A 20,206-nucleotide genomic window follows, 5' to 3' on the forward strand; every position below is an offset into this window, starting at 1 on the left:
CGATGTTTCCTGGAACCCACGCCAAGGTTAATCCTGACAAGCCAGCGGTTGTCATGGCCGAGACCGGACAGACCCTGACCTACAGCGAGTTGGATCAGCGCTCCGCATCGATCGCGGCGGCTCTACGCGACCTCGGCCTCCGCCGCGGCGACGTCATTGCGCTGCTGTCCGACAACGTCGTCGAGACCTTCGAAATCTACTGGGCGGCAATCCGTTCCGGCCTTTACATCACCGCAGTCAACTGGCACCTCGCCGCCGATGAGACTGCGTACATAGTCAGCGACTGCGGCGCCCGGGTCCTCTTCGCATCTGCGGGCGTGCGTGACTTGGCCGAAGAGGTCGTGGCGTTGACCCCCGGGGTCGCGCACCGGTTCGCCTTCGGCGGTCCGATCGCCGGCCATCGGGACTACGGCGATCTCATCGGCGACGGCCCGGTCGAATTGGTGGACCAACCCCGCGGCACCGAGATGCTCTACTCCTCGGGCACCACGGGGAGGCCGAAGGGTATCAAGCCGATCCTGCCGGACATCCAGGTCGACGAACCCGGCGACCCGCTCGTGGGCATGCTCGCGCATGCATTCGGGATCACCGATGCCGACCGATACCTGTCGCCGGCGCCGGTGTACCACGCAGCGCCGCTGAAATGGTGCGGTGGTGTCCATGCTCTCGGCGGGACCGTGGTGCTGATGTCGAAATTCGATGCCAAGAAGGCGCTGACGGCGATCCAAGATCACCAGATCACCGTCACCCAGATGGTCCCGACCATGCTGATTCGCATGTTGCAGTTACCCGCCGAGGAACGCGCGGCCTACGACGTCTCAACGCTGAGACTCGCGGTGCACGCCGCGGCGCCCTGCCCACCCGATGTCAAACAGGCAATGATCGATTGGTGGGGTCCGATTCTCGTCGAGTACTACGGCGCCACCGAGGGCCACGGGGTCACTGTGGTCACCACAGATCAGTGGTTGTCCAAACGCGGGACCGTGGGCCGTGCGGTCCTGGGTTCGCTGCGTATCTGCGACGACGAGGGCACCGAAGTCGGAACCGGGCAGGTCGGCACCGTCTACTTCGAGCGCGAGCAGGCGCCGTTCGAATACCATAACGACGCAGAAAAGACGCGCAGCGCACGACATCCCGAACACAACAATTGGTCGACGGTTGGCGATATGGGCTACGTCGACGACGACGGCTTCCTCTTCCTGACTGACCGCAAGGCCTTCATGATCATTTCCGGCGGTGTCAACATCTACCCGCAGGAAATCGAGAACGTGCTTGCACTGCACCCAAAGATCGCCGACGTGGCGGTCATCGGGGTGCCGGACCCGGAGATGGGTGAGCAGGTCAAGGCCGTCGTGCAACTGCGTGCCGAGCAGCAGCCTTCAGAGGAACTTGCCGCCGAGCTGATCACCTACGTTCGCGAGCGGATCGCGCACTACAAGGCGCCGCGCACCGTCGATTTCGTCGACGAGCTGCCCAGGCTCGCGACCGGCAAGCTTGCCAAGAGAAAGATAGTCGACAAGTACGTGGGCGCTCGCTGATGGCCACCCCGGCCCGAAAACGCGAGTTCGATCCGGTCAGCATCTCACCGCTCGAATTCTGGGCGGCGACCGCCGACGAGCGCGAGGAGTCGTTCCGGGTGCTCCGTGACGAGCGTCCGTTGAGTTGGCACGCTCCGATCGAAGGCGCACTGATGGAGGCCGAGATCGACGGGCTGTGGGCGGTCACGCGTAACGAGGACATCGCCCACGTGAGCAAGAACCCGCAACTGTTCTGCTCAGGCCGGGGGGTGATGATCGAAGCTGTGCCGGAGGACATTCTCGATGCGGCGCAGTCATTCCTGGCCATGGATGGTCCGCAACACTCCACCCTGCGCCGACTCATCAGCTCGGTGTTCACCCCGCGCCAGATCGCGAAGATCCAAGCTCAGATCCGACACCAAGCCGCGACCATCGTCACAGACCTGCTCGCGACGACCAGCGGCGACTTCGTCGAGCAAGTGTCCAAGCGCCTTCCGATGTGGACGATCTACGAAATGATCGGGCTGCCCGATGAGCGTCGTGACGAAGCTGCGCAGCATGCCGACGGAATGGTGTCCTGGGCCGACCCGGACGTGGCTGCCGGACGTGAGCCGGGTGAGGTCCTCAACGAGTCACTGGTCGGGCTGCTCGCCATGGGATTGGAACTGGCCGAGCAGCGGCGGGCCGAGCCGACATCGGATCTGATGTCGCTGCTGGTACAAGCCGAGATCGACGGACGGCGGCTCACTGACGAAGAACTCGGAGCCTTCTTCGTGTTGCTGTCGGTAGCGGGAAACGACACGACGCGCAACACAGTGACATTAACAACGCTTGCCCTGCAACAGTTTCCGGACCAGCGCGCGCTACTGCACGCCGACTATGATCGCCATATCAAACGCGGGATCGAAGAATTCGTGCGGTGGGCCAGCCCGGTGATGACTTTCCGCCGCACCGCAACTCAGGACACCGAACTGTGCGGACAGCCGGTTAAAGAGGGGGAGTGGGTGCTGCTCATGTACTCCTCGGGCAACCGGGACGAGCGCGCGTTTCCGGATCCATACCGGTTCGACGTCACCCGAGAACCGAACGGGCATGTCGGGTTCGGCGGTGGAGGGCCGCACTTCTGCATGGGTGCTTTCCTGGCCAAGATGCAACTGGAGTCGATCTTCCGTGAACTGATCTTCCGCGCGCCCAATCTGCGCGTCGGCGAGCCGAGTTTTCTCACCGGGAACTTTGTCCACGCAGTGAAATCCCTTCCCTACACTCTGAACTGACCGGAGGAACACCATGTCCGAGTTCACGGGCAAGCATTTTGTAGTCACCGGCGCGGCGTCGGGTATCGGCCACGCGGTGGCCGAACAGCTGCTGACGGCCGGAGCAATGGTCACCAGCCTGGATCGCAATCAGCCCACCGCGGCGGTGACCCGCCACATCGAGGTCGACCTCGCGAATCCACGCAGCATCGAAGCTGCGCTTGAGTCACTGGAAGGCCCCTACGACGGCTTGATGAATATCGCCGGTATCCCGGGCACCGCTCCGGCCGACACCGTGGTTGCAGTCAACAGCCTCGCCGTACGTCAGCTCACCGAAGCCTTCTTCGACCGTCTGACCCCAAGCGGTTCCATCACGGTGGTGTCGTCCACGGCCGGCATCGGATGGCCGGACCGATTGGAGTCCATTCGCGACCTGCTGGCCACCGAGACCTTCGAGGAGGGCGCTGCGTGGTTCAAAACCAACCCTCAGGTGGGTAACGCCTACAACTTCTCCAAGGAAGTCACCACTGTGTACACGCAGTCGATGGGGCTTGCGATGGCGCAGATGGGGTTCCGTATCAACGCCGTCCTTCCGGGCCCTGTGGAGACGCCCATTTTGGCCGATTTCGAAGAGTCGATGGGTCGCGAGACGCTGGACGGTGTAAAGGACCTGCTCGGGCGGCACGCGGAGCCGGAGGATGTGGCGTCGGTCGTGCTCTTCCTCGCCTCCGATGCGGCGCGGTGGGTCAACGGACAGGCGTTGGCGGTCGACGGCGGAATTACCGGAGCGGTCACCACGGGCGTTGTCCCCAAACCCGAATTCTGAGGAGTGCCATGACCCCGCACACGGCAACAGATGAACGGCCGATTGGCGAAACGTTTGCATTGAACGAGTTGCGACAGGTGTTCGATACAGGCCGCACTCGCCCGTTGCGATGGCGTCTGGAACAACTTGAGGCCATCGAAGCGATGTGCACTGAACAGGAACAGGCCATCGCCGCAGCCCTGGCCGTCGACCTGGGCCGACCGCCGGTGGAGGCCTGGCTCGGTGATATTGCCTCGACCAAGGGGGAGGCGGCCTACGCACGCAAACATCTGAAGAAGTGGATGCGTCGCCGCAGGCAGCCGATGCCACTGGCGCAGCTACCGGCTCGCGGTTGGGTCCAGTACGACCCGCTCGGGTCGGTGCTGGTGATCGGGCCCTGGAATTACCCGTTCTATCTCAGCGTCGGGCCACTCGTCGCCGCTGTCGCGGCCGGCAACTGTGCGGTGCTCAAACCTTCGGAGCTGGCGCCGGCGACATCGGCACTGCTGGCCGATCTGATCCCCAAATACCTGGATGGTCAAGCTGTTCGGGTGGTCGAGGGGGACGCGCGCACCACTCAGCATCTAATCGGGCAAGGCTTTGATCACGTTCTGTTCACGGGCGGAACGGAAATCGGCCGCAAGATCATGGCGGCTGCGGCACCGACGCTAACACCGGTGACGCTCGAGCTGGGCGGAAAGAGCCCCGTCATCGTCTCCGCCGACGCCGACCTGGATGTCGCAGCCCGTCGCGTCGCATGGGTGAAGTTAATGAACTCGGGGCAGACCTGCATTGCTCCCGACTATGTCCTGGCCGAGCGCACCGTAGTCGACGCGTTCGCCGCGAAGGTCGTCGAGAATGTTGCCGCCTTCCGCGCCGAAGAGTCCGATAAGGGACAGCGGATCGTCAATGAGCGTCAGTTCGAGAGGCTCCGGGGGCTGATCGAGTCGACGAGCGGAGCGATCGTCACCGGAGGTGGGTGCGACGCCGAGGCGCTTCGAATCGAACCTACGGTAATTCGGGACCCAGGGCCGGACGACCCGGTAATGGCGGATGAGATCTTCGGCCCGGTGTTGCCGATCCTCGCCGTCGAAAGCACCAGGGACGCTGTGACTTTCGTGAACTCGCGGCCCAAGCCGCTCGCGCTATATGTCTTCACCGCGTCGCAGTCGCTCGGCCGGCAACTTGTCGACGCCATCCCCTCCGGAGGTGCGGTGATCAACCACGTGGCGATGCACTGCCTGGTGCCGCAGCTTCCCTTCGGCGGTGTCGGCGCCAGCGGAATCGGCCACTACCACGGGCGCTGGGGCTTCGAGGCGCTCAGCCATCGACGGGCGGTGCTGGCCAAACCGGCGAAACCCGATTTGAAGTTGACGTATCCGCCGTACACCGACGGCGCGATCAAGCTCATGAGGAAGTTATTCTGATGACAGTTCGGGTGGACGGTACAAAGTGCTCCGGCATCGGTCTATGCGAAATGACGGCACCGTCGCTGTTCGAGATCGGTGATGATGGCCAGTCGCATGTGATCGGTGACTCGGACAGCGACCGGGAGGCCGCAATGGAAGCAATTTCCAACTGTCCGACCGGCGCAATCTCCTTCGAGAACTGACCGGATGCGCGGTGCGGCGGACGCGACGCGATTCATCCTGATCCCTGGAAGAACCTAGGAGAGCCGATGGCCTTCGTCATCACCCAGAACTGCTGCACGGACGCCAGCTGTGTCCCGGTGTGCCCGGTGGACTGCATTCGGCCGGTGCCGGCCGGAACGGGTGCCGGCGCGCCGATGCTCTACATCGATCCCGCGACATGCGTCGACTGTGGAGCGTGTGTGGCGGTGTGCCCGGTCGGTGCCATCTATCACGAGGACGACCTGCCCGAAACGCAGCGCCGTTTCAAGACCATCAACGCCGACTACTTCGCCGGAACCAAGCTCGACATCCGCGCCATCCCCGCAGCCTGGTCACCGGTGGCGGCCCGCCGAGACTCGTTGCGGGTGGCTGTGATCGGAGCCGGACCGGCAGCCTGTTACGCGGTGTCAGATCTGACGCGGTCACCGGGCGTACGGGTCGACGTGTTCGATCGGCTGCCCACTCCGTACGGGTTGGTGCGATTCGGGGTCGCCCCCGACCACCAGCGCACCAAGGATGTGGTTCAGGTCTTCGAGACCGCCTTGTCCGGGCCCAGCGTGAAGTGTTTCTTCAACGTGACCGTCGGTACGGACGTCAGCCACGACCAGCTGATGGCCGCCTATGACGCCGTGATCTACGCCGTCGGCGCGTCCCAGTCGCGCGAACTCGGTATCCCCGGCGAGCAGCTGCCGGGTAGCCTCGCCGCGGCGGACTTCGTGAACTGGTACAACGGCCACCCGGATCAGGCGAAGTCCCGGTTCCCTCTCGACAGTGAGCGGGTCGTCATCGTCGGCAACGGCAATGTCGCACTCGATGTGGCACGTATCCTGGTCTTGGACCAAGATGCGTTGCGCGCCACCGATATCGCTGAACACGCGCTGGAACAGTTGAGCAGCAGCCAGGTGCGCGAGGTGGTCGTGCTGGGCCGCCGCGGCGCGGGCGATGGCGCCTTCTCGGTTGGCGAGTTGCTCGCCCTCGGTTCGCTGTCCGGTGTGGACGTTGTCGTCGAAGGAGATGTCGGCGAACGTCCCGAAAATCACGAGGGCGCGCTGAAGTTCGACATCGTCCAGGAATACGCCGAGCGTCCCACCCATCCGGATAAACGGCGGGTTGTCCTGCGGTTCGGGAGTCGACCGGAGGAGGTTGTGGGGTCGGAGCGGGTGGAAGGCCTGGTGATCGACGAGACGGGGGTCAAGACCACCGTCGCCACGTCGCTGGTGCTGCGTGCCATCGGATATAGGGGCGCTGCAATCGACGGGTTACCGACCGACCCGGTGACTGGTGTCGTTGCCAATCGGGGCGGTCGGGTCACCCGGGACGGGGCCGTGGTTCCCGGGCTGTATGTCACCGGCTGGATCAAACGGGGTCCCCGCGGGGTGATCGGGACGAACCGGTTGTGCGCCCGAGAAACGGTGGAAAATGTCCTGGCAGATGCCAATGCGGGTGTGCTGCCGATACCTTCCGAGCCCTCCGGCGTCGCCGAGGAGCTATCGGCCCGAGGTGTGGCGGTGGTGGACTGGTCGGGCTGGCGCCTGATCGATGAAGCCGAACGCGAGCTGGGCTCGGCGGTGTCGCGGCCCAGGGTGAAGGTCGTCGACCGTGACGCGCTGCTGGCGGCAGCACACACCACGGCCTAGGAGCATAGGTGCCGACACCCGCTCTGGCGGCCATGCTACGCACGCTTCCTCAGGACCGACCGTGCATCATCGCCCTAGGCGACGGCGTCGGTGCGGTCAATGCGGTGGCGGGGCAGGAGTGCGTCGGCGCGGTGTTGAGTCGCTTCTCTGCCACCCATCCGGGCGTGACGCTGATCTTGGGGTGGAGCCCGGTGGTTCCAGAAGGCATCACACCGGACGCTTTCGACCGGATCATCCCGCTGATGCCGGGCTGGGGGGTGCGGGCGCTGCTGCCGAGTCCGGTGACCAGCGCGATTCCGGTTAGTTTGGCGGCCATTCCGGGACTCCTCGGCGGGCATCTGCGACCGGATGTCCTGATCACCCGAATGGCACTGCGGGAAAACGGATATCACTTCTGCACCGAGGTTTCCTGGCAGCAGGCGTTGGTCAAGGTGGGCGTGCCGGTCTGGGCTGTGCTCGACGAGTCCGCCCACGTCGGGAGTGGGGAACAACCGCTACCGTTGGATGCCGTCACCGTCGTCGGGCGCGCCGGTGATGAACCCGCCTCGGTGCCGTCGAAACCGCCGCAGCCGATCCACGACGCACTGGCAGACCGGGTACTCGCTCTGATTCCCGAGGGTGCCCGCGTGCAGTACGGTCCCGGTCAGCTCGGAACCGCTCTGCTGCAACGTTGCAGCAAGCCGTTGGCAATCGACACCGGACTGCTAACCGACGCCGTGATAGACCTCGAACGCCGGGGCCTGCTGCTCGGTGAGCCCTCGGCGGCCTACCTTTTCGGTAGTTCCCACTTATATGAATGGGCCGAGGGGCGCCCGATCCTGCGAGGAATCGAACACACGCACGACGTTACGCGGTTGTCGCGCGGCGTTCCGTTCTACGCGGTCAACACCGCCATCGAGATCGACCCATGGGGTCAGATCAACGTCGAGGGAGTGGGCGACAAGGTCGTCGGCGGTATCGGCGGGCACCCCGACTACTGCACCGCGGCACGACTACATCCGCACGGCTTGTCGATCATCGCGGTCCCCGCACAGTTCGGCGGCCGTTCGACCCTGGTCGCGGCACTGAGCAGGCCGGCGTCGACGCCGGCCCATGACGTCGAGGTGATCGTGACCGAAGCCGGTCACGTCGACCTACGCTCGGCGGGATGGACTGAGCGGCGCAAACTGATTGAGAGGCTCTTCGCGCGGGCAGCATGACTCGGCAGCATTTGGTTCGCTGACGAAGCGCACGGCACCCACATCGACGATGGAGTCGATGTGGGTGCCGAATTTCGTATCAGTGCTGGACGGGGCAGCGTACGTCGGCGGTCATGGTCTTCACCGCGGCGGCAAAGTTGCTCACCAGCATGTCGGGCTCTCCGAGCTGCAGTGCGGGCAGGCGGTGCAGGATCTGGTCGAGCATGTGCTTGAGCTGCATCCTGGCGAGAAATGCACCCAGGCAATAGTGCGGTCCGCCGCCGCCGAAGGCAACGTGTCGGTTGGGCTTGCGGGTGATGTCGAACTTCCACGGATCAGCGAACTCCGCTTCATCCCGGTTACCCGAGGAGTAGATCATGACGACCCAGTCACCGGCGCGGATCTGTCGGCCACCCAGCACGGTGTCCTGAGTGGCGGTGCGACGGAACGTCATCACCGGAGTGACCCAGCGCAGCACCTCGTCGATGGCCGCTTCGATCCGGCCGTCGAAATCCTCCAGCAGATAAGCGGTCTGGTCCGGATTGTCGACGAATGCTTTGACACCGAGCGAGAGCGTGGTGCGCGTCGTGTCATTGCCGGCGAACGACATCAGGACGAACATCGAGGCTAGTTCGTCATCAGTGAGCTCGTGGCCGTCGACCCGCGCGGCGACGAGATTCGACCAGATGTCGTCGCGGGGGCATTCACGGGTGGCGGCCGCGAAGTCCAGACCGATACCGAGATTGCCGATCAGTGCGTCATTCAGGACCTCGGCCGAGGAGCGCCCGGCGGCGATGTCGGGATCGTTCCAGCCGGCCAGTTCGTCGGCGAAGTGGGCTGCCTCGTCGCGCTGTTCCTGAGGGAGTCCAGCCATCTCATAGATCGTGTTCATCGGCATCTGCTTGGCCACGTTCTCGACCCAGTCGCCGCTGCCAGCTGCCAAGAAGTCGTCGACGATCTTCGCGGCACGGGCACGGATCTGCTCTTCGATCCGGTTGACCTGCCGGGGGGTGAAAGAGCCGCTCATCAACCTCCGGTAGGTGAGGTGACGCTGGCCATCCATGGCCAAAAAGGACGACGCAGCCTCGAGGAACTCCTCGGGAACGTCCTCAAGCTGAATGCCCTGCCCGGAGCAGTAGATCTCGGGATGGGTGCTCACCTCCCGAATGAGTTCATGGGAGGTCACCGCCCAGAAGCCGGGGACACCGGAGGCCGGCAGGTCACTTTCGACCGGCCGCTGCCAGCTCACGGGCGCGCGCTTACGCAGCTCGGCGAAGGCCACGTCGCGCTGCTCAAATGATTGCGCCCAGAAGGACTTGGGAGAGATGTCGACAGGGTCATACTCCCGAGCATCGTCACCGTCGGTTGCTGCGGACACGGGCTGAGCTGTGACCGATTCCATTGGGCTGGTGGACACCGGGTTCTCCTCACATAGAACTGGCTGTGATTTTTATTATAGATTTGAAAATGACCGGTACACAAGGATCTAATCGCTTCGATCGCGCCGTTGCTCACCGTCGGCACCCGCGTACGGAGACGATAAAGCGCGGGCCGAGGGTGCTCGGCCCGCGCAGTGTGCATCGATCAGGAAGCGGCGATATCGCGGCCGATGATCTCCTTCATAATCTCGGTTGTTCCGCCATATATCGTCTGAATGCGGGTGTCCAGGTAGGCGCGTGCGACCGGGTATTCCAGCATGTAGCCATACCCACCGTGCAGTTGCAGACAGCGGTCGATGACTCGCTTCTGCAACTCACTCAGGTACCACTTGCCCTTGGCCGCGTCGACCGGGGTGAGCTCGCCGGCGTTGTAGGCCAGCACACTGCGATCCGTGTATGCCTCGGCAAGGTCGATCTCGGTGGCCATGTCCGCCAGTTCGAAACGGACGTGCTGCTTGTCGGTCAGCGGACCGCCGAAGGCCTGTCGGGTTTTGCAGTACTCGACAGTTGAATCGAAGATCGCGCGGGTCGTGGCCATCGCTTTGGCGGTGACGCCGAGGCGCTCGCGAGGCAGGTGACTCATCAGGTACTGCAGACCGCGGCCTTCCTCACCCAGCAGGTTGCTCGACGGCACGATCGCGTCCTGGAAGTAGAGCTCGGCGGTGTCCTGCGCGGGCAGGCCGAGCTTGTCCAGCTTGGGTCCGCGTTCGAATCCCGGCGTATCGCGTTCGATGACGAAGAGGCTGAAGGCCCGCGACCCACCGTCCGGATCGGTCTTTGCGGCGACGACCACCACATCGGACATGATGCCGCTCGATATGAAAGTCTTCTGGCCGTTGAGGATCCAGTTGTCGCCATCCTGGCGCGCGGTCGTGCGCATGCCCCGCAGGTCGCTGCCGGCGCTGGGTTCGGTCATGGCGAGGGCGCCGATCAGCTCGCCCGCGGCGAACCCGGGCAACCAGCGCTGCTTCTGATCGTCGTTTGTCAGGTCGAGCAGATAGTGCAACACGAGATCGTCCTGCAGGCTGATGGTCAGCCCGAACGACAGCGCGTTGATCCTGGCGATCTCTTCGCACACGATCATCCGGTAACGGTAGTCGGGTTCGCCGGATCCGCCGTACTGCTCGGGAATCTGTAGAGCGTAGATCCCGGACTTGGCTGCTCTGGAAAACACCGAGCGGTCGATCCACCGCGCTCGGTCCCAGTCGTGCTGGTACGGGACGACCTCGCGGGCCAGGAACTCCCGCACGGTTTCGCGATACGCTTCGTGGTCTGGCTCGTAGAGTCTGCGTTCCATTTTCTTACAACCGTTCGATGATCGTGACGTTGGCCTGGCCGCCCCCCTCGCACATGGTCTGCAGGCCGTAGCGGCCGCCGGTGCGTTCGAGCTCGTGCAGCATCGAGGTCATCAGCCGGGCGCCCGTGCAGCCGATCGGGTGCCCGAGCGCGATCGCTCCACCGTTGGGGTTGACCTTGGCCGGGTCGGCACCGAGCTCGGTGAGCCAGGCCAGAACCACGGGGGCGAAGGCCTCGTTGATTTCGACGGTGTCGATGTCGTCGATGGAAAGACCGGCTCGCTTGAGCGCATGCTGGGTTGCCGGGATGGGGGCGGTCAGCATCATCACCGGATCCGCGCCCCGCACCGACATGTGGTGGATGCGAGCGCGTGGGGTCAGACCGAACCGATCGACCGCGGCGTCGGAGGCGACCAACAAGGCTGCGGCGCCGTCGGAGATCTGGCTGGCGACGGCGGCGGTCAGCACGCCGCCCTCGACGAGGGTGGGCAGCGCCGCCATCTTTTTCAGGGTGGTGTCGGCACGCGGACCCTCGTCCACACTGACACCCCTGTATTCGGTGATTTCCTTGGCGAAGTACCCCTCCGAGATCGCGTTCAGCGCCCGCTGGTGGCTGGAGAAGGCGAAGCGCTCGTTGTCTTCGCGGCTGAGCTTCCACTGCTCGGCGATCATCTCGGCGCCGCGGAACTGGGAGATTTCCTGGTCGCCGTAGCGTGCGCGCCAACCCTCGCATCCGGTCCACGGATCGGTGGAGCCGAAGGGTTCGCCGGCGGCGAACGCGCTCAGGATGGGGAATTGCGTCATGTTCTGCACACCGCCGGCGACGATCAGGTCGGAGGTACCGCTCATGACGGCCTGGGCTGCGAAATGCACGGCCTGCTGGGCGGATCCGCACTGCCGGTCGATGGTGACTCCCGGCACGGACTCCGGCAGGCCCGCAGCGAGGGCGGCGGTGCGCGCGATGTCACCGGCTTGGGCGCCGATGTTGTCCAGACAGCCCAAGATCACGTCATCGATGGCTGCCGGGTCGATCTCGTGGCGACCCACCACGGTCTTGATCACGTGCGCAGCCATGTCGGCCGGGTGCGCTCCTGAAAAACCGCCCTTGCGCCTGCCCACGGCTGTGCGTACGGCGTCAACGATGTAAGCCTGAGTCATGAAATTAATTTAACATAGAATCAAAAATTGGCATAGGTGACCGAGCGCTGGCTGCGCTCACCGCGTCAGCGTCGGCTTCGTGCCTTGTTCTCGGGGACCGGGCTCAGGCTGTGTCGCACGAATACTTTGGCGTTCTGCACCATGGTCTCGACCGAGCTACGCCGCGGGTCCCACCATTCGGCCGCCCAGTTGAGGGCGCCGAGGATCAAAGCCTGCGCCAGGGGCGGATCAAGGTCGGCGCGGATGTGTCCGTCGGCCACCGCCTTCTTGACCAGGCCCCGCCAGATGCGGTCGAGGGCGGCTTCTTCTTTTTTCTGGCGCGTCTTAAGATGCGTGGGAATCTGCCCGGAATTGCGGATGGTGGCGCGTGCGTAGTCGCTCAACTCGAGTTCGTGTTGCAGGTGCGATTCCACAGCGGCGAGGATGCGATCCATGGAATCCGTGTCGGCGGGCAGTGCATCGAGCGTCTGCTGTAGATGCCGCCGCATGTCGCTGATGCCGCAGAACATAACCTCTTCGATGAGTTCTTCCCGGGACTTGAAGTAGTAGTAGATCGCGGGCGCCTGGAGTTCGGCCTGTTCTGCCACGTCGGTCAGACGTGTGCCGGCGTAACCCTTGACGCTGAGCACCTGCGCGGTCGCGTCCAGAATACGTGCGCGGGTGCGCTGCGCCTTTGTGTCACTGGAGTCGGCAACAGCGGACTTCTTGGCCATCGTTCGATGATAGAAGCGGTTTGATCCGGTTCCTGGCCGGGCAGCGTTAGGCCTGGTCATGCGGTCGGCACCCGCGACCAATCGATGGTCTGTACTCGGAAGCGGCGCACGTCGCGCATCCCGGGTTCGATGAGGTTGATCTGCCGTCGCACTCGACGGGCGAGTAGCTGTGCGAGCTCGGCCTCTCTGTGATTCTCTGCGCCGGAGAGAATGGCCTCCTCGATCCTCCGGTCGGTCTCCGTCCAGTCCGCCGGCATCGGCCCCAGCAGCGCTGACGCTTCGCACGTGTCGGTGTGCTCGACCGATTCCCCGGCCCGCGCCGCACGTTCGATTCCGGGAAGCAGGTCGCGCACGGTCTGCAGCCGGAAAGACAAGTGGGCATCGAGGTTCTCGTCGGCAAGGACATCGTCGATGATGCGTTGGACCGATTGGTGGGCGGCATGGTTGCGGATGGGCGGAAACTCGACCGGCGACGGCGGCGCCAGGGTGTAGCCACCCTCTTCGGCGATGATCTCCATACAGATCGTCAGGGACATCAGCGACCACGCCTGCCACTGCGCGAGGTCGAACGCCGGCGGCGGATCCGCCCGCGTGCCCGCCGAAAGCATCGCCGTCAACAGCGCGAAGCGGACCGCGTGGAAGTTCACCACCGATCGATCGACCGGGCGCCCGGTCCGGCGCGCATACTCAGCGAACGCAAGGGTGAGGTCGCCGATCGGTTGGGCGGTGTCGCGCATACGCATTGCGCCCAAATCGGCCATGGGGTCGCCCAGGCACGAGAACTCGACGTCCATCAGAGCGGTGACCTCACCGCCGGCGTGCAGGAATTGTCCCGCGTCGAAGTGAATCCATGCAACGTCGCGGCGATGCGTGGGGACATGGCGATGAAGCCACGCGATGACGAACTCGATTACCGGGTCCGGAGCCGGCTTGATGTCGCGGTACCACTTCTCCGAGAGCCCGAAGCCCATGTAGCCGATGTCCCGAGGATCTGTCGGGCGAGACATCCCGATGGCTTCGAAAGCTGTTGTGTCGAGGCTGTGGGCCTGCGCCAGACGGCGGACGTAGTCGCCGATCACCGCATCCCGCACCGGCTGCTCATCGTCGTCGTCGAAGCGGTCGCGGCCATCGACTGCGACCATCAGGATGGCTTCGGGATCGGTACAGAAGCCCAGCGGTTCAGGCACTGCGACACCGCTGTCGTGCAGCACTCGCATGATCTCGTACTCGCGCTTTAGGGAGAGGGTGCGCGTCCACGGCATGGCCTCTTCGCGTTGGCACCGGGCGTACAACTGCCGCCGCCGCCCATCCTGCTCCACGGTGAGGAACCAGGCCGGCCGCCATCGGGCCTGCCGGTGCCATTCGACTATTCGGGCACCGGTGTGGCGTTCGATCCACCCGAACAGTTGCGGCCAGGGTTGCTGCAAGGACCGCCAGGCCTGCGGCGTCGTGCCGGCTTCGCCCACCCCGCGGCCGCCGGCTCAGATGCCGCCGCGCGCAACGAGTTGCGCAGCGATGACGTTGCGCTGGATCTCGTTGGTGCCTTCGCCGACTATCATCAGGGGCGCGTCGCGAAAGTAGCGCTCGACGTCGTACTCGGTCGAGTAGCCGTAGCCACCGTGGATCCGCACGGCGTTGAGGGCAATCTCCATCGCGACCTCGGAGGCAAACAACTTCGCCATACCGGCTTCCATATCGGCACGTTCGCCGCTGTCGTAGCGTTCGGCGGCGTGCAGCGTCAATTGCCGCGCAGCGGTGAGCTTGGTGGCCATATCCGCAAGGTAATGACCGATCGCCTGGTGCTTCCAGATCGGCTGACCGAAGCTCTCCCGGTCCTGCGCGTAAGTCAGTGCGTCTTCGAGCGCCGCTGTCGCGACACCGAGCGCGCGCGACGCCACCTGGATGCGGCCGGTCTCCAAGCCGCGCATCATCTGGCCGAAACCCTTACCCGGGACGCCGCCGAGGATCGCCGATGCCGGCACGCGGCAGTTGTCGAAGGACAACTCGCAGCTCTCGACGCCCTTGTATCCGAGTTTGGGTAGGTCTCGAGACACCGTCAGACCCTGGCCGTGTTCGACGAGCAGCACGGAGATACCGGCGTGCTTCGGACTCGCCTTCGGATCGGTTTTACACAGCAGTGCGATCAATCCCGAACGTCGTGCGTTCGAGATCCAGGTTTTCGAACCGTTGATGACCAGTTCGTTGTCGTTGTCGGCGGCCGGCAACGCGGCGGTGGCCATGGCCTGCAGATCTGATCCGCCGCCGGGCTCGGTGAGCGCCATCGTGGCACGCACCTCGCCGCTGGCGAGGGAGGGTAGATACTTCTGACGCTGCTCCTCGGTGCCGAACTGGGATACCAGCTTGGCCACGACGGTATGGCCGCCCATCGCGCCGGCCAGGCTCATCCAGCCACGGGCCAGTTCCTGGGTGACCAGGACGTAGCACGCGGTGGACACCGGATTGCCCCCGTACTCCTCGGATACCGCCAACCCGTAGATCCCGATGCGCTTCATCTGTTCGATCCAGGCTTCGGGATATTCGTTGGCATGCTCCACGTCGCGCACCGTCGGCTTCACTTCGCGGTCGACGAACGACCGCACCGTCTCGACGAGTAGCGACTCTTCCTCGGTGAGCTGACTTGGCATGTGAAGCACCTTACCCTCATTTTTATTCTATGTTAAATTATCACTGAGCTCACCTCAACGACGAAGGGCGACTGGATGTTAGCGATGGTTCCATCGGCCACCTCGGACCGGAGGAGAGGACTCCACGTCCGCCGCGGGTGCTTCGACGGTGCACGATGACGACTTCTCAAACCGCGACCGGTCGGCCAACAACGAAGAAGGCGGGCGTCGAACGTCACCTGCCCGGCGAAGAAGGCATGTGGGTCTTCATCTTCGGTGACATGACGGTGTTCGCGCTGCTCTTCAGCGTTTACCTGTATTACCGGGGCCAAGACGTGGCGACCTTCGACGAGTCGCAGCTGCAGCTCAACCAAACGTTCGGTGTGGTCAACACTCTGGTCCTACTGACCAGCTCACTGCTTGTGGTGACAGCTGTGCGTGCGGTGCGCCGCGATGACCTCAGACTCGCGCGGCTACTGACCTACGGCGCCATCCTGTGCGGCGTCATCTTCGTGATCAACAAGGTGATCGAGTACAGCGAGAAGCTCGCGAATGGAATCGTCCCGGCGACCAATCAGTTCTTCATGTATTTCTACGTGATGACCGGGCTGCACCTGTTCCATGTCGCCATCGGGCTAGCTCTGCTGTGGTTCTTCATCAGGTTGACCCGCCGTCCTGCGCTGGGCGAACGAGAACTGAGCTACCTCGAAGGTTCCGCCTGCTTCTGGCACATGGTCGACCTCCTGTGGATCGTGATCTTCCCCCTCCTCTACTTGGTGAAATGATGCTGACATCTCTGCTTCGCGACCGCATCACGGTCGTCTGGTTCATCCTGATCGCGGCGACGCTGGCATCCTGGATTCTGGGTGTCGGTCACAACCTGCCGGACAACTACGCGGCCTTCAGCATCATCGTCATCGCCTTTGCCAAGGTGCACTTTGTCGGTCAGTACTTCATGGAACTACGACACGCACCGGTCGGGCTGAAAGCGGTGTTCGGTGCGTGGAACGTGGCGGTCGCCGCGCTGTTGATCGGGTTGTACGCGCTGGCATGACCGCAGGGGCGGCGACTGACCGTGAAGGGCGGCTGCCGCTGCCGCGGTGTCAGTTTCCCGGTCCACCTGTTGTGGCTCAAGCGGGAAGGAGTTCCCTTGAGAGAGAGCTTTGACGCCGTGGTGATCGGTGCGGGTGCAGGCGGGGCAACGGCCGCCGCATTGTTGGCCCGACGTGGATATCGGACGCTGCTGGTCGAGGCGACTGAGCGGATCGGTGGGCGCGCGTCAACTCGGGATGTCGACGGTTTTTTGCTCAACACCGGCGCGCTTGTCGTGGAGATCGGTGGCCCCGTCGACCAGTCACGTTCGCTCATCGGCAAGCCGCTAGACCTCTACGTCCCCAAGCCGGCGCTGACGTTGCTCTGGAAGAATCGCGAATTCAACGCGGAGACGGGTCCTTTCGGGTGGGCCCGGGCGGTCGGGCCGCAATTGCTCGCGAAGATCGCGAAGTTTCCCAGATTCACTCCCACACCCAGCCAGTCCACGACCGATTGGCTGAATCGCTTCAGCCGTAACCGGGAACTTCACAACCTGGTCGACAATCTCGTCGGTTCGATCTTTGCGGCCTCGGGAGCCGACCTGCCCGCCGAGGCGTTCCTGGCATACATGTCCGAAGGGTCGGCCTTCAAGAAGGTCGGGTTCGCCCCCGGCGGAACCATTGAAGTCTGGAAGCCGTTCGCGGAGTATGTCGTCGAACGCGGAGGCGAAGTCTGGCTGAACTCGAAGGTGGAGTCTTTGACGGTCAACACGGGCGGTACCGTCGACGGCGCGGTCATTCGCCCACGAGAGGATCCGGTGACCGTCTCGGCGAGGGTGGTGATTTCCGACATCGGTCCGCTGGCGACCGCGGAGCTCATCCCGCAAGCGGCGCTGCCCGCCGGCTATTTGGACGAAGTTCGAGAGAACAACGACCCGTCCGCGATCATCACCATCCACTTCGCCAGCCAGAAGCCGCTCACGCGGTGGGACGGCCTGGCGCTGGCCGCCACGTCTCGACGCCTGACCTACGCGGGCAACTTCAGCGATCCAGCGCAGCGACGTGCTCCGGCGGGTTGTTATCTGTACTCGGGTGCCTCGACTCCCCGGCCCGCCCGCGGCGAGTTCGACGTCGACCGGGAGGTAGACTTGCTGAAAGCGGATTTACGGGATTACTTTCCGGGTTTCGATGAGGCCAGGATCTTGCCGTCGACGTGACCGCCCACAACTGGCCTGCACAGCGCGCGATCACCGGCTACGACCACCCGATGAAAACGCCGATCGCCAATCTGGTAAACGTCGGAGATGGTGTGAAGCGGTTCCCGCAGGCGGGTATGTCTGCATGCGCAGTCACCGCACAACTCGCCGTCGAGCATCTCGCCATCGAGTTCCCGCCACCCGTCGCCTAGGTCGGCCGGGCGCGGAGCTTCCGTAAATCCCAGCTGCGCAGGTGACGCGGGCTGACCCGCAACCACATGTAAACCGTCGCTCACAAAGTCTTCTGCACCGAAATACTTTTCAGAAAAGAGCCGCTCAGGTGTGGCGAGCTCCGCCGACGGGGTTGCGCCACGCGGAACCTCGCCGACTGCCACCTCCACCCCGACCATCTCTACCCCTCGAAGCTCGCCGTACTGCTCGCCGTCATCGACGACGAGCGCGACTCGACCATCTCGGGTCAGGTCGGTCCAACGCTGACTGTCGACGATCGAGTATAGCCACACCGCGGCGCCGTCCCAAGCGAACCAGAGCGGCGTGACGTGCGGTTGTCCGGTCCCGGACACCGACGCCACACGGCAAGTCCGCTGCTCGGCCAAAAATCGTCAATCTCGCTGGGGTTGATGGCGATCGACCGGCGTCGACGCTGCGACTTCACGGATCGTCCCGTTCCATGCAGTTGTCCTCTGCGGTCATCGGATCAGCCATGCAGGACGAGATCGGCTGCCCGGTGTGCGATCATCATCGAAGGCGCGTTGGTATTGCCGGAGGGGATGGTCGGCATGACAGACGCATCGACTACCCGTAGGCCCTCCACACCGTGCACGCGAAGCTCGGGATCGACGACGGATTGGTCGTCAATTCCCATCCGGCAGGTTCCCACCGCGTGGTAGATGCTGGATTCCTTCGACGCCAACCAGGCGTCGCCGCTGGTCCCGTCGTCGTCGAGATATTCGCCCGTCATGCCCCGCATGGCGGGCTGCGTCTCGACGAGATCGCGTGCCAGCGCGGTGCCGTCGAGAAGCCGGGTTCGGTCCTTCGCCTGGGCCAGGCGCGAATGTTTGATGACGGGCTGTCCACCGCGTAGTTCGATCCGGCCGCGTGACTCCGGATGCAGCAGAACGGTATACACGGTGAATGCGTCGGCGCGGCCGATCTTCGCCCGCCCCCGGACCGGATCCAACTGATAGTGAACTGCGGAGATGGCGATTTGGAATTCTTCGGTGAACAGCTGTGCCTCGAAGGGGGTAGTGGTCAGCGGACCGGTCCCGTGGGCAACCAGCGAACCAACCGACCGTACAGCGCGCGCCACGTTCATCGAATTGATGGTCGGCACACGGCTGGCCCAATGCTGAGCGACCACCAGGTGGTCCTGTAGGTTCTCGCCGACACCAGGCAGGTCGGCAATCCGGCCGCGCGACCCGATTCCTGAGCGCAGGAGCAGCGCCGGCGACCCGATCGCGCCTGCGGCCAGGATGACCTGCTGCGTCGCCCGCCACTGTCGGCCCTGTGCTGCCACGCCGACAGCGCGGCCATTCTCGACGATGACGTGATCTATCGGGGTCCGGGTGTACAGCCGTGGACGACGGTCGCTCGGCAGGCTGCGCAGGAAACCGGTGGCAGCCGAACAACGCAGGCCTCGCCACTGGTTGACCTGAGCCCGCGCTGCCCCGAGTTGTGTGCGGCCGTTCTGGTCCGGATTACGCGTGAAGCCTGCCTCGACTGCCGCTTCGACAAAGGCCGCATCCAGCGGATGTCGGTGCCCGCACCAGGTTACATCGATGGGGCCGCCCGAGCCTCGATAGTTGTCGGCGCCTCCCGACCAGTTCTCGAGGGCACGAAAGGCCGGAAGCACGTCGTCGTAGCCCCAGCCGACGGCGCCGCCACGCTGCCAGGACTGGTAATCCTCGGCTCGCCCGCGAACGTAGACCATGGCATTGATGGAGCCGCTGCCGCCGACGACGCGCCCGCTGGCGAACGCGCTGATCTGATTGTTCTTGCTGGGGTCGGGCGCCATCGGGTATCGCCAGTTCGCGGTGGCGAACAAGCTGACGATTCCCATCGGCAATCGGACATCCGGGCGTCGATCGGTGCCGCCCGCTTCGAGCAGGGTGACGCCCGCGCCGGCGGAGGCCAGTCTGGAGGCGATGACGCACCCGGCGCTTCCGGCACCGACCACGACATAGTCGCTGGTGTGGACAACGCTCATCGCGGGTCACCCGAAAGCAGTCCGCCGTGCTCGGATTCAACGATCCGCCGCAGCCGCAACAAGGATTGGTCGATGTTCCCCTGCAGATCAGCTCGACGATCCCTGACCCGCAGGGCCAGTCGTTCAAAGAGCAGGGCAAGCACCGGCAGGTCGACGCACATCCGCATCTCCTCGATGAGCAGGCATCCCGCTGCCGCCGGTTCCATGCGATACGTCCACTGCGTGAAATCCGACCCCCCCATCTGCACAGCGAAACTGAACCGCCGACCTGGATCTGCGGTGACAATCCGTGCCTCCGTCGACCACCGGCCGAGGCGGCGGCGATTGGATCCCCGGAACCGGTCTGCTGCAACCCATTCCGCGCGCACACATTCGGGACTCCACTCGGGGATTCGGCGTATGTCAGAAACAGTGTCGTACACCTGGTTTGCCGACGCCCTGATGAAGGTCTTACCTCTGACGACATCGTTCTTCTGCAACACCTTTGACACAACGCAGCTTT

The 20,206-nt window shown here is 64.1% G+C and carries 19 protein-coding genes; 10 read left to right on the forward strand and 9 right to left on the reverse strand.

All coding sequences use genetic code 11. The annotated features are described in order from the left end of the window. Positions 1-2: 2 nt before the first annotated feature. The 7 genes from AU194_RS13400 (at position 3) to AU194_RS13430 (ending at position 8,042) form a co-directional block, all read left to right on the forward strand. A complete protein-coding gene (locus AU194_RS13400; protein ID WP_059089742.1) occupies positions 3-1,538 on the forward strand; it encodes an acyl-CoA synthetase in 1,536 nt (511 codons plus the stop codon). Beyond that, a complete protein-coding gene (locus tag AU194_RS13405; protein ID WP_059089743.1) occupies positions 1,538-2,791 on the forward strand; it encodes a cytochrome P450 in 1,254 nt (417 codons plus the stop codon). The genes AU194_RS13400 and AU194_RS13405 overlap by 1 nt, the downstream gene beginning before the upstream one ends. Before the next feature lie 13 nt (positions 2,792-2,804). Then, positions 2,805-3,596 carry a coniferyl-alcohol dehydrogenase gene (locus AU194_RS13410; protein WP_059089744.1) on the forward strand — a complete coding sequence of 264 codons (792 nt, stop codon included), beginning with the start codon at positions 2,805-2,807 and terminating at the stop codon, positions 3,594-3,596. Positions 3,597-3,604: 8 nt separating this feature from the next. Then, on the forward strand, positions 3,605-5,002 hold the full coding sequence (locus AU194_RS13415; protein ID WP_059089745.1) for an aldehyde dehydrogenase family protein: 1,398 nt from the start codon (positions 3,605-3,607) through the stop codon (positions 5,000-5,002). Further along, entirely contained in the window at positions 5,002-5,187 is a 186-nt protein-coding gene (locus AU194_RS13420) for a ferredoxin (RefSeq protein WP_059089746.1), read from the forward strand. Before AU194_RS13415 ends, AU194_RS13420 begins: the two co-directional genes overlap by 1 nt. Positions 5,188-5,253: 66 nt before the next feature. Beyond that, positions 5,254-6,843, forward strand: a complete 1,590-nt coding sequence (locus AU194_RS13425) for an FAD-dependent oxidoreductase (protein WP_059089747.1) — start codon at positions 5,254-5,256, stop codon at positions 6,841-6,843. A gap of 32 nt (positions 6,844-6,875) precedes the next feature. Beyond that, on the forward strand, positions 6,876-8,042 hold the full coding sequence (locus tag AU194_RS13430) for an acetyl-CoA hydrolase/transferase C-terminal domain-containing protein (protein ID WP_059089748.1): 1,167 nt from the start codon (positions 6,876-6,878) through the stop codon (positions 8,040-8,042). A gap of 79 nt (positions 8,043-8,121) precedes the next feature. On the opposite strand, the gene AU194_RS13435 is transcribed toward AU194_RS13430, so the two are convergent. The 6 genes from AU194_RS13435 to AU194_RS13460 all read right to left on the reverse strand — a co-directional run bounded on the left by AU194_RS13435 (position 8,122) and on the right by AU194_RS13460 (position 15,271). Beyond that, positions 8,122-9,423, reverse strand: coding sequence for a cytochrome P450 (locus AU194_RS13435; protein ID WP_059089749.1), 1,302 nt, complete (start codon positions 9,421-9,423; stop codon positions 8,122-8,124). A 182-nt stretch (positions 9,424-9,605) separates the two neighbouring features. Continuing rightward, positions 9,606-10,757 (reverse strand): acyl-CoA dehydrogenase family protein, encoded by a 1,152-nt coding sequence (locus AU194_RS13440; RefSeq protein ID WP_059089750.1) that lies wholly within the window; start codon positions 10,755-10,757, stop codon positions 9,606-9,608. A gap of 4 nt (positions 10,758-10,761) precedes the next feature. Continuing rightward, positions 10,762-11,913, reverse strand: a complete 1,152-nt coding sequence (locus AU194_RS13445; protein WP_059089751.1) for an acetyl-CoA C-acetyltransferase — start codon at positions 11,911-11,913, stop codon at positions 10,762-10,764. 65 nt (positions 11,914-11,978) lie between these two features. Continuing rightward, positions 11,979-12,542: a TetR/AcrR family transcriptional regulator gene (locus AU194_RS13450; protein WP_059089774.1), complete on the reverse strand. Its 564-nt coding sequence runs from the start codon at positions 12,540-12,542 to the stop codon at positions 11,979-11,981. Between the two features lie 140 nt (positions 12,543-12,682). Further along, a complete protein-coding gene (locus AU194_RS13455) occupies positions 12,683-14,092 on the reverse strand; it encodes a phosphotransferase (RefSeq protein ID WP_059089752.1) in 1,410 nt (469 codons plus the stop codon). Between the two features lie 15 nt (positions 14,093-14,107). Then, positions 14,108-15,271: an acyl-CoA dehydrogenase family protein gene (locus AU194_RS13460; protein WP_059089753.1), complete on the reverse strand. Its 1,164-nt coding sequence runs from the start codon at positions 15,269-15,271 to the stop codon at positions 14,108-14,110. A gap of 155 nt (positions 15,272-15,426) precedes the next feature. Between AU194_RS13460 and AU194_RS13465 the strand changes: the two genes are divergently transcribed. The 3 genes from AU194_RS13465 to AU194_RS13475 all read left to right on the forward strand — a co-directional run bounded on the left by AU194_RS13465 (position 15,427) and on the right by AU194_RS13475 (position 17,498). Next, positions 15,427-16,035 carry a cytochrome c oxidase subunit 3 gene (locus tag AU194_RS13465; RefSeq protein WP_059089754.1) on the forward strand — a complete coding sequence of 203 codons (609 nt, stop codon included), beginning with the start codon at positions 15,427-15,429 and terminating at the stop codon, positions 16,033-16,035. After that, a complete protein-coding gene (locus AU194_RS13470) occupies positions 15,996-16,304 on the forward strand; it encodes a cytochrome C oxidase subunit IV family protein (RefSeq protein WP_157576075.1) in 309 nt (102 codons plus the stop codon). Before AU194_RS13465 ends, AU194_RS13470 begins: the two co-directional genes overlap by 40 nt. A 96-nt stretch (positions 16,305-16,400) precedes the next feature. Further along, entirely contained in the window at positions 16,401-17,498 is a 1,098-nt protein-coding gene (locus AU194_RS13475) for an FAD-dependent oxidoreductase (protein WP_197417615.1), read from the forward strand. Here the strand turns inward: AU194_RS13475 and AU194_RS32590 are convergent. The 3 genes from AU194_RS32590 to AU194_RS13490 form a co-directional block, all read right to left on the reverse strand. Continuing rightward, positions 17,453-18,070 (reverse strand): pyridoxamine 5'-phosphate oxidase family protein, encoded by a 618-nt coding sequence (locus tag AU194_RS32590; protein ID WP_231743354.1) that lies wholly within the window; start codon positions 18,068-18,070, stop codon positions 17,453-17,455. The two genes, AU194_RS13475 and AU194_RS32590, sit on opposite strands and share 46 nt — an antisense overlap. A 125-nt stretch (positions 18,071-18,195) precedes the next feature. Further along, complete coding sequence (locus tag AU194_RS13485; protein WP_059089758.1) at positions 18,196-19,704, reverse strand: GMC family oxidoreductase; 1,509 nt, start codon at positions 19,702-19,704, stop codon at positions 18,196-18,198. Beyond that, positions 19,701-20,186: an SRPBCC family protein gene (locus tag AU194_RS13490; protein ID WP_059089759.1), complete on the reverse strand. Its 486-nt coding sequence runs from the start codon at positions 20,184-20,186 to the stop codon at positions 19,701-19,703. The genes AU194_RS13485 and AU194_RS13490 overlap by 4 nt, the downstream gene beginning before the upstream one ends. Positions 20,187-20,206: the final 20 nt, after the last annotated feature.

Origin of the sequence: Mycobacterium sp. GA-2829, assembly GCF_001499965.1 — a bacterium.
Taxonomy (GTDB): domain Bacteria; phylum Actinomycetota; class Actinomycetes; order Mycobacteriales; family Mycobacteriaceae; genus Mycobacterium.

Coding starts and splice junctions, on each gene's coding strand:
- AU194_RS13460 (WP_059089753.1), bottom strand. CDS start 15,271: ATGCCAAGTCAGCTCACCGAGGAAGAGTCGCTACTCGTCGAGACGGTG.
- AU194_RS13440 (WP_059089750.1), bottom strand. CDS start 10,757: ATGGAACGCAGACTCTACGAGCCAGACCACGAAGCGTATCGCGAAACC.
- AU194_RS13410 (WP_059089744.1), top strand. CDS start 2,805: ATGTCCGAGTTCACGGGCAAGCATTTTGTAGTCACCGGCGCGGCGTCG.
- AU194_RS13445 (WP_059089751.1), bottom strand. CDS start 11,913: ATGACTCAGGCTTACATCGTTGACGCCGTACGCACAGCCGTGGGCAGG.
- AU194_RS13420 (WP_059089746.1), top strand. CDS start 5,002: ATGACAGTTCGGGTGGACGGTACAAAGTGCTCCGGCATCGGTCTATGC.
- AU194_RS13435 (WP_059089749.1), bottom strand. CDS start 9,423: ATGGAATCGGTCACAGCTCAGCCCGTGTCCGCAGCAACCGACGGTGAC.
- AU194_RS13400 (WP_059089742.1), top strand. CDS start 3: ATGTTTCCTGGAACCCACGCCAAGGTTAATCCTGACAAGCCAGCGGTT.
- AU194_RS13485 (WP_059089758.1), bottom strand. CDS start 19,704: ATGAGCGTTGTCCACACCAGCGACTATGTCGTGGTCGGTGCCGGAAGC.
- AU194_RS13465 (WP_059089754.1), top strand. CDS start 15,427: ATGACGACTTCTCAAACCGCGACCGGTCGGCCAACAACGAAGAAGGCG.
- AU194_RS13425 (WP_059089747.1), top strand. CDS start 5,254: ATGGCCTTCGTCATCACCCAGAACTGCTGCACGGACGCCAGCTGTGTC.
- AU194_RS13405 (WP_059089743.1), top strand. CDS start 1,538: ATGGCCACCCCGGCCCGAAAACGCGAGTTCGATCCGGTCAGCATCTCA.
- AU194_RS13430 (WP_059089748.1), top strand. CDS start 6,876: ATGCTACGCACGCTTCCTCAGGACCGACCGTGCATCATCGCCCTAGGC.
- AU194_RS13415 (WP_059089745.1), top strand. CDS start 3,605: ATGACCCCGCACACGGCAACAGATGAACGGCCGATTGGCGAAACGTTT.